This window comes from Bradyrhizobium liaoningense (assembly GCF_018130955.1).
GTDB lineage: Bacteria > Pseudomonadota > Alphaproteobacteria > Rhizobiales > Xanthobacteraceae > Bradyrhizobium > Bradyrhizobium liaoningense_C.
In genome coordinates, this window is sequence record NZ_JAFCJM010000003.1 from 1 (window position 1) to 12,538 (window position 12,538).

Here is a 12,538-nt window from a genome sequence, read left to right on the forward strand (position 1 = left end):
GCCCATGCCGGGCAGGCGGCCGAGAGATCGCGAGCCCAAATTTTCAGATCTCTGCCCCGGCTGAGAGCGTCGATCCTGCCGACTTCTGCAACAAAATCGGCCCATTGCGACCTATTGCGCTGCCGCACGAAGTCGGTCGCTATAGGGGCAAAGCAGACATTGCTTTAGTCGCATCACGCCGTCGGGTTTATGGGTACACGGCCTTCTCCCATCCCGCTCTAGACCTCGCACGCCGGCGATGGCCGCAGGCGCTGAATATTGCTGTCATCTGACTGATATACGAATCAAGTCAGGGTCCCAACTGCCAATGCAACGCTTGCGCAGCTTCGTCCAACAACTTGTATGAACAGCGATATTCCGTTCTCGCCGCACGATGACAATCGGTTCTACCAGGGGGTGGTTGCGACCTGGGTCGCCAACGCTCTCCAGGCGGTCAATTTTCTCAGTGACCGATTCCTGAGACAGTCGCATCAATTGTCGACGGCGATCGAGGACCTCTACCGGCACTCGATGCACAGTGCGTTTTCGTCGACCGAGTCCTTCCTCGTCACGGGCGCGCCGCACGCATCGGCGTACTACCCGCGCGATTTTGCCTGGTTCTATCCTGACGTTCTCGACCCCGAGACCATCATGGATTCGCAGGACGCTATCCGGCGTGTGCGCCTGCTCGAAAAGAGCGTCCGGCTGATGCTGGAGGCGGTTCGTGCCAACGTCGTCACGACGACCATCGTGCCGGCCGGACGGGCCCGCTATCTCGGCGTGAACTATTTTTCCCGCCCCTCGGACACGTTGCTCGGCATCATTGCAGGACTGCAGCAGATGATCTCTGCCGACCAGCGCGCGTCGTCTTATCTGGCGATGTCGCAATGCGCGCATGCCGGTCGTCTCCTGCTTGCCGAATATGGTGTCGACCTCAAACGGGCGATCCTGCAGCTCGCGAGCGAACTCGAGCCTTTCGATGACGACGGCGCCAGGTATCTGCTCTGCGACGTCAACAGGCCTCGTTCCGCGGCCACGGACACCCGCGCCGAACGTCGGCGCTTTGTCACCAATGCCTGCGTCTACACGACGTTTCTGTGGGGTGTGCAGCTCGGCGTTGTCGCTAAGGGCGAACTGACGCGGCTCCTCGGGTGCGATCTCGTCCGCTACAAGCAGCAGCTTCTCCGCCTGTTCGGCAAGAACGGCTACGTCAGGCATTCCCTGGACGGCCCGGCAGGTTCGCCGGTGTCGGAAGTTGCGCTGGATTTCGTCAGCGTGCATCGCGGCTTTTGGGACCTGAGCGAGCCGAGCGAACGCGCGCTGGTGGCAAGCACCACGGATTTGATCATTGCCGAGCCGCGCTTCCGCATCCCCGGCACCTTCCATTTCCTGGTGTCGGCGGAGAACCCGCGCAACAAGATGATCCACAAGATCGCAGCCCCGGCCTATCAGGGCCGCTCGTCCTGGCCGACCTTCAACGTCGAATTTGCGGATCGCATGCTGGACTATGACGAGCATTCAGGCCGCGAGACCTATCGCGCCTGCGCGAAGGGGATACTGAAGGACATTCGCATCGCGACCGAGGTGCACGGCGGATATCAGGAGCTGATCTCGGAACAGGGGTTGAAGTATCGCACCTGGGCCTACAAGGGCGCGGTTGCGCACTCCTGGTTTCCGCGCTTCCTCTCGGTTTGGCGAAGGGCGTATGGAACGCCGCTTCTCCATTGGGACGACGAGCGCGCGGACTCATAAATGCTCAGCGGCCCGATGGTAGCGTTGTTGCCTAATCAGTCATTCGCGCCGACGTCCGTAAAAAGGAACCCCGCCGGCGTCTTGGTAAAGACGAAGATGGTCTCGCCGCAGAAGACGAAGTAGTTGTCATTCTTCTCTTGATCGCGATCGTAGACGGCCTTGCCGCGCTGGATACACGCGCGATTTTTCGCCGTGAAAAAGGTCGCATAGGTCTTGGCGCGAAATTGCGCGGCGTCGTGAATTGCGCTGTCGTTCATGAACGGCAATCGTGTCATACCGGCGACGGCGACGGAATCGTTTGCCCTCAGCGCCGCGCGAAACTTCTCGATGAAGCTATCGAATTCCTTCTGCAAGGCAGGAGAAGCAACAGCATTCTTCGCCTGGGCGACGGCTGGAGCAAGGTTCACGAGAGCGGTTGCAAGCACAATTCTCAGCAAAAATCCCACAGGCCGGCTCCATCCATCGATCAATCAAGGTCTTCCGACCGAAAGAAATCCATGGTGTTTTGTTGCGTCACGGGCTTTCTGGTTCAAACGGCGATGGGATTGGGCTGAATTGGCGCGGCGTTGGAAGTTGACCTCTCCCTTGGGAGAGGTGAGTGGAGTTGAGCGATTCAGCCAAGCGCCGTCACGACTTGGAGGGCAGCGTATCGCCTGCTGCAAAGGTTCGTCCCACCCCTTGCGATGATGACAATATACACCTGAGTTGCCTGACGGGTCAAGAGCTATTTCGTAAAATCCGTAGTCGCTCACCCCTGAGACCCCGGCTACTGTGCATGGGGTTGTTTTCAACCCTTTTTTGCCAACACCGTGTGCTCGGGCCCAAATGCCATCGCGCCTTAGCCCGCCGTCACGTCCACGAGCTCACCGCCTTCCAGCACCTTTGCCGCCTTGGCGCGGTCGAGGTCACCTTCCCAGGCCGCAACCACGACGGTCGCCACGCAGTTGCCGATGAGGTTGCCGACCGCGCGGGCCATGCCGATGAACCAGTCGACCGACAGCACCAGCACGAGGCCGATCGCGGGAATGCTCGGCACCGCGTTGAGCGTCGCCGCCAGGATCACGATCGCCGAGCCCGGCACGCCATGGGCGCCCTTCGAGGTGATGAGGGAGACGCCGAGCACCAGCAGGAGATCGCCGAACGACAGCGGTGTGTTGGTTGCCTGCGCGATGAACACGACGGCAAGCGTGAGGTAGATCGAGAAGGCGTCGAGGTTGAAGGAATAGCCGGTCGGGATGACGAGGCCGACCACGGAATCCTTCACGCCCATCCGCTCCAGCTTCTTCATGATCTGCGGCAGCACGGCATCCGAGGAGGCGGTGGCAAGCACGATGGTCAGTTCTTCGCGCAGGTAGCTGAGGAATTTGAGGATGTTGATTCCGGCCAAGGCCAACACGCCGCCGAGCACGCCGAGCACGAAGATGCCGACCGAGACGTAGAACAGCATCACCAGCGAAACGAGCTGCTTGAGCGAGCCAACGCCGTATTTGCCGACGGTGTAGGCGACCGCGCCGAGCACGCCGAGCGGGGCGACCCGCACGATCAGCCCCATGACGCGGAACAGCACGGTGGAGGCTGCGTCGATGATCGAGGTGACGAGCTTGCCCTTCTCGCCGCCGACCAGCGCCAGGCCGACGCCGAACAGGACCGCGAAGAACAGCACCTGGAGCACGTCGTTGCGCGAGAGCGCGTCGAACGAGGTCGAGGGGATGACGTTGAGCAGGAAGGCGCCGATGCCGCCACCTTGGAGCTTGTGGGCGTTGTCGGCATAAGTGTTGAGCGCTTTTGCATCGAGCGTCGACGGATCGATGTTCATGCCGTGGCCGGGGCCGAAGATAAAAGCCAGTAACAGGCCGACCACGAGCGCCACCGTCGTCATGACTTCGAAATAGACCAGTGCCTTGACGCCGACGCGGCCGACCTTCTTGAGGTCGCCGGCGCCCGCAATGCCGTGCACGACCACGCAGAACACGATCGGGGCCACGATCATCGAGATCAGCTTGAGGAAGGCGTCGCTCAGGATTTTCAGGCCGATGGCGAAGTCGGGCACGACCATGCCGAGGATGATGCCGAGGGTCAGCGCCGCCAGGACCTGGACGAACAGCGAGGTATAGAGCGGCTTGCGCTCGGCGGCCGAGGCCGCGGTGATGGTCGACATGGTGGCTCCCCGTTGTTGACGACGTCGCGATCGTCAGAAACGAGCAACAACCGTGCCAGATTGTCGCGGTTGGGCGGCGAGAAGTGCCTATTCGGCAGCCTTCGCGGTCTTGCCAAAGATCCGGCTCGGCGCCGGGAAGCCGCAGGAGGTGCCGTCGGTGATCTTGACCTCATCCGCCCACGGCAGACGGTAGGTGCCTGCGACCATGTCCTGCATGAACGTATAGGGGCAGTCCATCGCGCCGCCTTTCACCGCGACATAGCCGCGGTGCCAGAGCTGGTAGATGTTGTTCTCCACGCCCCAGTTGATGCGGGCCTCGCGCACGAGATCGGGGCGCACCTCGGCGGTGATGATCTCGTCGGCTCGCCCCGTCGTGCCGTGGGCAAGCACGCTGCCGTCAAAGTTCACGATCATGCCTTCGCCCATGGAATCGAAGGAGCCGTCGGTGCCGCACATGCAGACGTTTGCGGTGACCATCAGGTTCTGGAACGAGTTGGCCTGATTGGTGAAACGCCAGGCCTCGCGGATCGGCGCGGTGTAGCCGGCAGTACGGATCATGATCTCAGCGCCCTTGTAGGCGCATTCCCGCGCCATCTCCGGGAACATGCCATCATGGCAGATGATCAGCGCGATCTTCGCGCCGTTCGGTCCTTCGATGACGGGAATGCCGATGTCGCCGGGCTCCCAGGGCTCGACCGGGATCCAGGGATGAAGCTTACGGTAATAGAGCTTGATCTCGCCGTGGTCGTCGATGATCAGGCCGGAATTGTAGGGATTGCCGTGCGGGTTGAACTCCATGATGGAGAAGCAGCCCCAGATCCTGTTGTCGATGCAGGCCTTCTTGAAGGCCGCGACCTGAGGCCCGTCGAGCCGGCACATGATCTCGGGATTGGTGTCCATCGAGAGGCCGTGCAGCGAATATTCGGGGAAGACCACGAGATCCATAGTGGAGAGATTGCGCCGTGCCTTGCCGACCATCCAGACGATGCGCTCGGTCTGCCGCGCGAGGTCCGCCTTGGTGACGACGTTCGGCAGTTGCAACTGCACCAGACCGATCACGACGCCGTTGGGCGATTTGTTCAGTCCGCCAAGGCCGTTCATGGGCTGCTCCCTCGTTGGCTCCGGCGCAGCGTCGTTGCTTGCGCGAGCTTCGGCGGGAAGCAAATCCGATTTTAGCGGAGAGCAAAAGATTATCTTTCAGGCATGAGCCGCGCGATGACAGCGACCGGGCCTCCGCCGGCCGGTCCCTGATGCTCGGCGCCGCCGGACACATAGACGGCGCCGGTGCCCGCGAGGCCGGCGATCAACCCGCCGACCGCGGCGCGCGCGTGCCGCGTTGAACTGATGTCGGTGTCCTCGAGCATGGTGTGACGGAAGCCGCGTACGGTGCCGCTCGGAGACGCCTCGGCCTTGGCGAAGATGTTGACGAACTCGCGGCCGGGCGCGGGTTCAGCGCCGACGTCCAGTCCCACGCTCCTCAAGGCCTCGATCACGGCGGAGACGTCGACTGCGTCGCGCATGACGGCGTGGCCGATCTCGAACGCGCTCGCGGAGGAAGCCGAATTGCCGAGCACGATGACGACATTGTGCATCAACTCGATACCGGCGGAGGTGGATGCCACCGCCGAAAACAGGTCGTAGCGCCGCAGCACGTCCTCATCGCGAACCTCGCCGTCGATCTCGCCGAGGGCCACGGCCACGCCGAGCGCCGACGCCCCGCGCGAATGGGCCATGGACGTATAGGCGCTTGTCGTCGCGGTCTTGTTGCCGCGCGCCGCCGCCGCCTCGATGCGATCGCTTGTCAGCAGTGGGCACTTGATCTGGACGAAGTGTACGTCTCGCGGATCGGCAATGCCGGCATCCGCCATGGCGGTTGCGACCGCCTTTGCCGTCTCCTGGATCTGCGCGCTGCGTCCGAGTTCCTCGGGCAGGAAATCGCGCGTATGCGCCATGCCGATGCTCAGCCGCTTGCCGGACACGCCTTTAGCCCCGTGCTCGACCTTGTGGCGTGTGAAGACCGTGAGGTGCGGGCTCAGCACACCTTCCGTGCCGCCGGACATCACGAAGGCGATGCGCTGCTCGACGCCGTCAGGGGGCAGATCGAGGTGTGGCGCAAGCGCGGCGCAGAGCGCCGACACCGCATACTCGCGGGTGAAGTCGTTGACGCCGCCGTTGCCCTCGGTCTTGCCCAGGATCGCAAGGATCGATTTTGGATCGATCCTGCCGGATGCGATCAGGCTTAGGAGGCCCGAGACGTCCCCCGGACCCCTGGTGGCGATACGAAAGACGTCGACGGCTGTGGTGCGCATTCCGTTCCTGTCACACATTCTCCGCCCGAAGAAAAGAGCAGGTCCGGCAGACCGAGGTCAGCGCGTTACGCGGAGGGCGGCGGACATCTCGCGCCGCCGGCGCGTCCGTGCAGGACCGGCACGCCCATTACCGCGGCGCCGTTTGCCTCAAATCTCGGCTTGACGCCGAAAATCAACGGATGTCAGACTTATGACATGAAGGCAGCAAAGCGACGCGAACCCAGCCTGCGTGACGAATATGCCGAGATGACGCGGCAGCGCATCGTGGCCGCGTTCGTCGAGACGCTCGAGGACGAGGCCGCCGACGAGGTCTCCGTGGCCGCCGTCGCCAAACGCGCAAAGGTCGCCGAGCGGACGATCTACCGCCACTTCAAGACCCGCGCCGAGCTCTTTGAGGCTGCCGGCGAGTGGATCGAGGACAACGTCTTCAGCTACATCCCGTTCACATCGCCCGACGAGCTGCCGGGCATTTTCCGCAAGCTCTGCAAGAGTTTCGATCAACATCCGCATCTCGCCCGTGCCATCGCGATGACGCGGGTCGGCCGCCGCGTGCGCGCGGGCTTCCGGCGGCACCTGATCGATCAGCACCACAAGGCGATGGCGCCGCTGGCAAGGCATCTCAGCACGAAGGAGGTCCGCCGGGCCGAGGCGCTCGCGAGCTACCTCAACAACGTGCTGGCCTGGAGCGCGTTGCGCGAAGATTTCGGCATGTCGAGCACGGAGATCGCCGATGCGATCGAATGGGCGCTCTCCACGCTTCTGAATGATGTTCGCAAGCGCGATGCGGCTGCGGCAAGGCAACGGGCAGGCAAAAGCGGCAAGCCGCAGCGGAAGCGAGCCGCCGCTGCGAAGGAGCCGGCATGAAGTGGAGCAGGCCATGACATCCCCTGACAGGCTGCCGGACGATCTCATGATCAACGCCGCCGACGAGGTGCGCATCCGCCAGGATCTCGTGCTGACGGCGCTCGGCCGCCGTCCGGCCGATCGCAGCTTAAGGGTCGGCCGGCTGCTCGACGTGCACAGCCGGAGCTGGAGCGAGGATCAGGAGATCGTCTTCAAGGGCCGTCGCATCGCATGGGTCGGTCCTGCCGGCAGCTACCCGGGCGAGGTCGGCGAGCGTGTGCATCGGCCCGATCTCGCGGCGGTGCCGGGCTTCGGCGAGGTGCACAAGCACATCGAAAGCTCGCACTTGACGCCGGAATGGGAGGCTGCGCTGGTGCTGCCGCACGGCAATACCTGGACCTGCGAGGCGAGCCACGAATTCTCCAACGTCAACGGGCCGCGCAATCTCGAATTCTGGTTCGAGGCGCGCCGTCGTGGATCGCCGCTGAAGATCTTTCCGCAGCCGGGATCGGCGGTGCCGCCGACAGCCTATGAATGGGGCGGCGGCTGGTATGGCCGTGAGGAGCAGGCACGCTTCATGGCCGAAAGCCTGATGGTCACCGGGCTCGACGAGGTGATGGACTGGCCAGCGGTCTGGAATCCGGACAATCCGTCCTACAAGCGACTCTGGGGCATGATCGAGGCGACGTTCGCGGCTCGCGGTGTCGTCGAGGGGCACGCATCGGGCCTGCGCGATCTTCCAGAGATCAACGCCTTTGCTGCCGCGGGCCTCGCGTCCGATCACGAGGTGCAGACGCCGGAAGAGACCTGGGACAAGCTCACCCGCGGCCTCTTCGTCGAGTTGCGCATCTACGCCATGCCCGAGATCGTGGCATGGCTGCTTGCCAAGGGTTTGCAGGACTGGTCGCAGATCGCATTCACGACCGACGATCGTAGCGCCAGCCATACGCTCGAGCTCGGCGCCAGCGACCACAATGCAAGGGTCGCGATCGAAGCGGGCCTCGCGCCGGAAATCGCGATCCAGTGTCTCACCATCAATCCGGCGCGGCACATGCGGCTCACGCCGTTCGTCGGCAGCCTGGCTCCGGGACGCTTCGGCGACGTCGTGCTGCTCTCTGATGTTGCCAGGCTCAGTATCGCCGAAGTCTGGGCCGACGGCGCCCAGGTCTCCGAAGGCGAGCGCTATCTCGGCGAGGTGCCCAAGATCCAGTGGCCGGACTGGGCGACGAAGACCGTCAATATCAAGCGCGCGATCAGGCCTGAGGATTTCGAGCTGCGGGCCGATGCAGGCTGCACCACGATGAAGGCCGCGGTGATCCGGCCCTTCCACTGGCATCCAGATTTCTACACCCTCGAACTGCCGGTGCGCGACGGTGTCGTGCAGCGCGACGAGAGCGAGTCCATCACCAAATTCGCCATCGTCGACCGCTTCTCGGGCGAAGGAAAGGTGGCGAAGATGTTTTGGCGCGGCTGCGGGCCGCGGACGCCGGACACGGCGCTCGCCTGTTCGGTCGCGCATGACAAGCACAACATCTGGGTGGTCGGCTCCTCCGACGTGGCGATGGCGAAGGCCGTCAACGCGCTGGTCGAACTTCAGGGTGGATGGGCGCTGGTGCGCGAAGGCGAACTCGCCGCCACCGTTCGCTTCGAGATCGGAGGGCTGATGAGCTGCCGCTCCGCGCAGGCGCTCGATGCCGAGATGCAGGCGCTCTATGCCGAGGGGCGCAAGGTGGACTGGATGTACGAGCCGACCTTCCGGCCGCGCTGGTACCCGGGATTCCCCGAACGCCTGATGTTCGCAACGCTGACTTGCGCACCCTGGAGCTGGGTGCTGGTGGCGCCGTGCGAGCAGGCCCCGCTCGGGTTCATCAATGTGCAGACGGGTGAAGCGCACCCGGTAGTCTGGTGAAGGAGCGACCGCGATGACCGAGATGACGCCGCAGGCGGCTGCCGCAGAGATTGCATCAGGTTCGGTATCGGACGCCCCGGTCGGCGCACTCGACCGCATTTTCCGCCTCACCGAGCGCGGCACCAGCGCCGGCCGCGAGGTGATGGCCGGCGCGACCACCTTTGCGGCGATGGCCTATATCATCGCGGTGAACCCGGCGATCATGTCCAATGCGGGAATGGACCGCGCCGATCTCGTCAGCGCCACGGCACTGGCTGCGATCTTCGGCTCTGTCATGATGGGGCTGTGGGCCAACCTGCCGCTCGCCGTTGCGCCTGCGATGGGCTCCAACGTCATCTTCACCTATGTGATCGTCAAGCAGATGGGCATGCCCTGGCAGGGCGCGCTCGCCATGGTCGCCTTCACCGGCGTGCTGTTCCTAATCCTCAGCCTGTCGAAGCTGCGCGAGCGTGTCGCCAAGGACGTTCCCGAAGCGCTGAAGATCGGCATTCAGGCTGCCGTCGGCACCCTGATCGTCTTCATCGCGCTGCGCGGCGCCGGATTCATCGTACAGAACCCCTCGACCTATATCGCGATGGGATCTCTGCGCAGTCCGCCGGTGCTGTTGACGCTGTTCGGTCTCCTCCTCACGCCGGTGCTCGTGGCGCGGCGGGTGCCGGCGGCGCTCATCCTGTCGATTGCGGTGCTGACCCTGATCGGCTTTTTCGTTCCCGGCGCCAACGGCAAGATGGTCACCTCGGTGCCCTCAGCGATCATGTCGTGGCCGCGCTGGCCGACGAGCACCTTCATGGCGCTCGATATCGGTTATCTCTTCAGCCATTTCGTCGTCGCGCTGCCGCTCCTGTTCTATTTCCTTTGCGCTGAATTCTTCTCGACTCTCGGTACGCTGATCGGCGTGACCGGGGCCGCCAATCTGCGCCGCCCCGACGGCTCGATCCCGAATGCCACGGCTGCGTTCGCCACCGACGCGACGGCATCCATCGTCGGCCCACTGCTCGGCACGTCGGTCGTCACGGCCTATATCGAGTCCATCACCGGCGTGCAGGCGGGCGGGCGAACCGGTCTCACCTCGCTAACGGTCGCAGCGTTCTTTTTTCTGGCGCTGTTCTTCTGGCCCATCTTCGTCATCATCCCGGCGCAGGCCACCGCGCCCGCGCTGGTGCTGGTCGGCGTCCTGATGATGCAGGGGCTTGCCCGCATCGACATGACCGATCTCGGCAATGCAGTGCCGATCGTGCTCACCCTGCTGGTCACCGTATTGACCAACAACCTCATCAACGGCATGGCGCTGGGCACGCTCTCCTACATCGCACTGGAGGTGACCGTCGGGCGCCGGTCACAGGTCCCAGGGATGGTGTGGGGACTCGGCGTGGTGTTCGTCGCCTATGCGATCGTGATCGCGCAGATATTTTAGGATGCTTGGGCGTTTCCAGATGCTACGCCGCAAGATCCAGCAGCCGGCATGACCCTCGCACCAGCACCTTGCGGCCGGTTGGCGTCAGCAGTGGAAGGCCGTCGCTGACCGCAACGAGGCCGAGCTTGGCGAGGTCCTCGATCAGGTAGGCCTTCACACGACGATCGCGCAAGGCGTGATGGCGAAGCGCCTTCAGCGCTTCCCACTGGTCGGACGTTAGATCGTAGTCGACATCGTCGTTCATGCTGCCTCGGAATATCCGGCGATCGTGCGCACCAGTTAACGGCGCTGCGTGAAAACCATGCGACGACATTGAGTCCGCAATTCGATAGCTGTTTGGAACGCCTCTTCACAAATTGACGCAGTCTGTTGCGCCACAATAGTTAAGATCGCTGGCGCGCGAATATCGTTCCGATGACGGATCACCATTTGATGATTTGCATGTGATGCTGCGCTGCGAATTGCGCGGCGCACGCGGAAGGATCGCTGCCGCATTCCGCACTGCGATGTGCACAGGAAAATCGCACAGGCCATTCAAGACTCTGTTACGCTCATCCGCGAGGAAATGGCTTCACGCGGCAGGAGTGGAGTGCATGAACAGGCTGGTGGAAATTCGCAGTCAGGAATCGTTGTGCCGTGAACGCGCGGCGCTGGATTCCGGTCGCCGGGTTTTCTGGCTCGCGCAGGCCGAAGAGTGGGAGCGGCGCGCGCTCGAAGAAATCGCCCATCATTTCAGGGAATGCAATCTCGCTCACGCTCCATTGCGCGCGTGACGGAGGGCTATAGAACCGACGTCTACTGATACGTCGCCACGATATCCGACACGGCACGCTCGAGCTGCTGGGCGGTCGCGCATTGGCGCACGACGGTGCAGAACGTCGCGTAGCGCGGCATCTCGGAATCGCCGAAACCCCAGGCGAGGCGTCCTTCGGGATTGAGCCAGACCAGGCGCTTCGAACGCTCGGAGATACGCTTGAGGATGTCGGCGCGCGGATCGAGATTGTTGCTGCGGGCGTCACCCAGCACGATCACCGTGGTCTGCGGCGTCAGGATGCTCATGAACTCGTGCTCGAAGTCGTCGAGGGAGGAGCCGTAGTCGGATGAGCCAAAACCGACCTTGGACATGATCTCGGCCATCGCGGCGTCGGGCGTGTTCGCTTCCAGGATGTCACTGACCTCGATCAGATGCGAGGAGAAGGCGAAGGAACGGACGTCGTCGACCACTTCGTGCAGGGAGTGGATCAACAGCAGGAAGAAGTCCGAGACTCTTGCGACCGAGCCGGAGACGTCGCACAGCGCCACGATCTTTGGCCGGTCGCGATGCTTGCGCTTCCATGCCGTGAGAAAGGGGATGCCGCCCCACGCGGCGTTGCGGCGGAGCGTCCGGCGGACGTCGAGATGGCCGCGGCGCTGGCGCTTGCGCGGCTTCGAGTAGCGTTCGCGAAGGCGTCGCGCGATCTGGCGGATCAGGTGGCGCATCTGCTCCACCTGCCGAGGCTCGATGCGGGCGAGTGGTGCGTTGCGCAGGATCTCATTGCGCAAATTCTCGGCCTCTTCGCGCGCATAGAGCGCCAGCCCTTGCGAAACCGCGTCGCGCACGGCTTCGCGCAAGCCGTCGAGCGCGGCGCGGAGCCGTTCGGCGAGCGACGGGTTCGTCGCAGTCAGGCCATCGAGGTCGTCGCGCAGGCGCTGCAGACCCATCGCATCGAGGATGCGGGTCGAGAAGATGCCGCGCTGGGTTGAATAGCGGATGTCGGACAGTGACGCTGCCGCCGAGGCATTCGCGAGCGCCGCCGCGATAGCGTTGCGGTCCTGTGACAGCAACATCTGCGCGAGCGGTCCCAGGCTCTCGGCGGGTTCACTGCCGCTCGCATCGCCGGACGCATCCGACGAGGGGGACTGATTGTTCCCCTCGGGGGCGTTGTCGTCGTTGGCGGGCTGTTCCTGCTGAGGCTCAGGCTGGCTGAAGAACAGGTCGAAGCAGTCGCCAAGCGCGAGCTTCTCGTCCTGCGTCTTGGCCAGCGTCAGCAGCAGCGTGTCGCGCAGAATGTCGCGGTCGGAAAACCCGACCTGCGAGACCGCGCGCATCGCATCGATGCTCTCGGCCGGCGAGACGCGGACGCCGACGCCGCGCGCAGCCCGAAAGAAGCGATGGAGATTCTCCCGCATCCCGC

Annotated in this window: 11 protein-coding genes; 5 read left to right on the forward strand and 6 right to left on the reverse strand. The window is 63.7% G+C overall.

Annotation, left to right across the window (positions count from 1 at the left end):
- Positions 1–342 precede the first annotated feature (342 nt).
- Positions 343–1,731, forward strand: coding sequence for a hypothetical protein (locus JQ632_RS03030; protein ID WP_212400800.1), 1,389 nt, complete (start codon positions 343–345; stop codon positions 1,729–1,731).
- A 35-nt stretch (positions 1,732–1,766) separates the two neighbouring features.
- Here JQ632_RS03030 and JQ632_RS03035 read toward each other — a convergent pair whose 3' ends face one another.
- From JQ632_RS03035 to JQ632_RS03050, 4 genes are all read right to left on the reverse strand, one after another.
- Positions 1,767–2,177 carry a hypothetical protein gene (locus JQ632_RS03035; protein WP_312015555.1) on the reverse strand — a complete coding sequence of 137 codons (411 nt, stop codon included), beginning with the start codon at positions 2,175–2,177 and terminating at the stop codon, positions 1,767–1,769.
- A 392-nt stretch (positions 2,178–2,569) separates the two neighbouring features.
- Positions 2,570–3,889 carry a dicarboxylate/amino acid:cation symporter gene (locus JQ632_RS03040; protein WP_212400801.1) on the reverse strand — a complete coding sequence of 440 codons (1,320 nt, stop codon included), beginning with the start codon at positions 3,887–3,889 and terminating at the stop codon, positions 2,570–2,572.
- Between the two features lie 87 nt (positions 3,890–3,976).
- Positions 3,977–4,990, reverse strand: a complete 1,014-nt coding sequence (locus JQ632_RS03045; protein ID WP_212400802.1) for a formamidase — start codon at positions 4,988–4,990, stop codon at positions 3,977–3,979.
- An 89-nt stretch (positions 4,991–5,079) separates the two neighbouring features.
- On the reverse strand, positions 5,080–6,198 hold the full coding sequence (locus tag JQ632_RS03050) for a ring-opening amidohydrolase (RefSeq protein WP_212400803.1): 1,119 nt from the start codon (positions 6,196–6,198) through the stop codon (positions 5,080–5,082).
- Positions 6,199–6,393: 195 nt separating this feature from the next.
- Here JQ632_RS03050 and JQ632_RS03055 point away from each other — a divergent pair, with 195 nt between their 5' ends.
- Genes JQ632_RS03055 through JQ632_RS03065 form a run of 3 tightly spaced genes read left to right on the forward strand, consistent with a single transcriptional unit; the run spans position 6,394 to position 10,364 of the window.
- The gene (locus JQ632_RS03055) at positions 6,394–7,062 is read left to right on the forward strand and encodes a TetR/AcrR family transcriptional regulator (protein WP_212400804.1); all 669 of its coding nucleotides are present in this window, start codon (positions 6,394–6,396) and stop codon (positions 7,060–7,062) included.
- A 13-nt stretch (positions 7,063–7,075) separates the two neighbouring features.
- The gene (locus JQ632_RS03060; RefSeq protein ID WP_212400805.1) at positions 7,076–8,950 is read left to right on the forward strand and encodes an adenine deaminase; all 1,875 of its coding nucleotides are present in this window, start codon (positions 7,076–7,078) and stop codon (positions 8,948–8,950) included.
- A 13-nt stretch (positions 8,951–8,963) separates the two neighbouring features.
- Positions 8,964–10,364, forward strand: a complete 1,401-nt coding sequence (locus JQ632_RS03065) for an NCS2 family permease (RefSeq protein ID WP_212400806.1) — start codon at positions 8,964–8,966, stop codon at positions 10,362–10,364.
- 22 nt (positions 10,365–10,386) lie between these two features.
- Here the strand turns inward: JQ632_RS03065 and JQ632_RS03070 are convergent, their stop codons facing one another.
- Positions 10,387–10,608 carry a hypothetical protein gene (locus JQ632_RS03070; protein ID WP_212400807.1) on the reverse strand — a complete coding sequence of 74 codons (222 nt, stop codon included), beginning with the start codon at positions 10,606–10,608 and terminating at the stop codon, positions 10,387–10,389.
- Between the two features lie 349 nt (positions 10,609–10,957).
- On the opposite strand from JQ632_RS03070, the gene JQ632_RS03075 reads away from it, so the two are divergent.
- The gene (locus tag JQ632_RS03075; RefSeq protein WP_212400808.1) at positions 10,958–11,137 is read left to right on the forward strand and encodes a hypothetical protein; all 180 of its coding nucleotides are present in this window, start codon (positions 10,958–10,960) and stop codon (positions 11,135–11,137) included.
- A gap of 22 nt (positions 11,138–11,159) precedes the next feature.
- Here JQ632_RS03075 and JQ632_RS03080 read toward each other — a convergent pair whose 3' ends face one another.
- Positions 11,160–12,533: a VWA domain-containing protein gene (locus JQ632_RS03080; protein ID WP_212400809.1), complete on the reverse strand. Its 1,374-nt coding sequence runs from the start codon at positions 12,531–12,533 to the stop codon at positions 11,160–11,162.
- Between the last annotated feature and the right edge of the window lie 5 nt (positions 12,534–12,538).

Bases quoted from the DNA above. Each gene is read 5' to 3' on its own strand.
- JQ632_RS03030 (WP_212400800.1), top strand. From the start codon at position 343: ATGAACAGCGATATTCCGTTCTCGCCGCACGATGACAATCGGTTCTAC.
- JQ632_RS03040 (WP_212400801.1), bottom strand. From the start codon at position 3,889: ATGTCGACCATCACCGCGGCCTCGGCCGCCGAGCGCAAGCCGCTCTAT.
- JQ632_RS03045 (WP_212400802.1), bottom strand. From the start codon at position 4,990: ATGAACGGCCTTGGCGGACTGAACAAATCGCCCAACGGCGTCGTGATC.
- JQ632_RS03050 (WP_212400803.1), bottom strand. From the start codon at position 6,198: ATGCGCACCACAGCCGTCGACGTCTTTCGTATCGCCACCAGGGGTCCG.
- JQ632_RS03055 (WP_212400804.1), top strand. From the start codon at position 6,394: ATGAAGGCAGCAAAGCGACGCGAACCCAGCCTGCGTGACGAATATGCC.
- JQ632_RS03060 (WP_212400805.1), top strand. From the start codon at position 7,076: ATGACATCCCCTGACAGGCTGCCGGACGATCTCATGATCAACGCCGCC.
- JQ632_RS03065 (WP_212400806.1), top strand. From the start codon at position 8,964: ATGACCGAGATGACGCCGCAGGCGGCTGCCGCAGAGATTGCATCAGGT.
- JQ632_RS03070 (WP_212400807.1), bottom strand. From the start codon at position 10,608: ATGAACGACGATGTCGACTACGATCTAACGTCCGACCAGTGGGAAGCG.
- JQ632_RS03075 (WP_212400808.1), top strand. From the start codon at position 10,958: ATGAACAGGCTGGTGGAAATTCGCAGTCAGGAATCGTTGTGCCGTGAA.
- JQ632_RS03080 (WP_212400809.1), bottom strand. From the start codon at position 12,533: ATGCGGGAGAATCTCCATCGCTTCTTTCGGGCTGCGCGCGGCGTCGGC.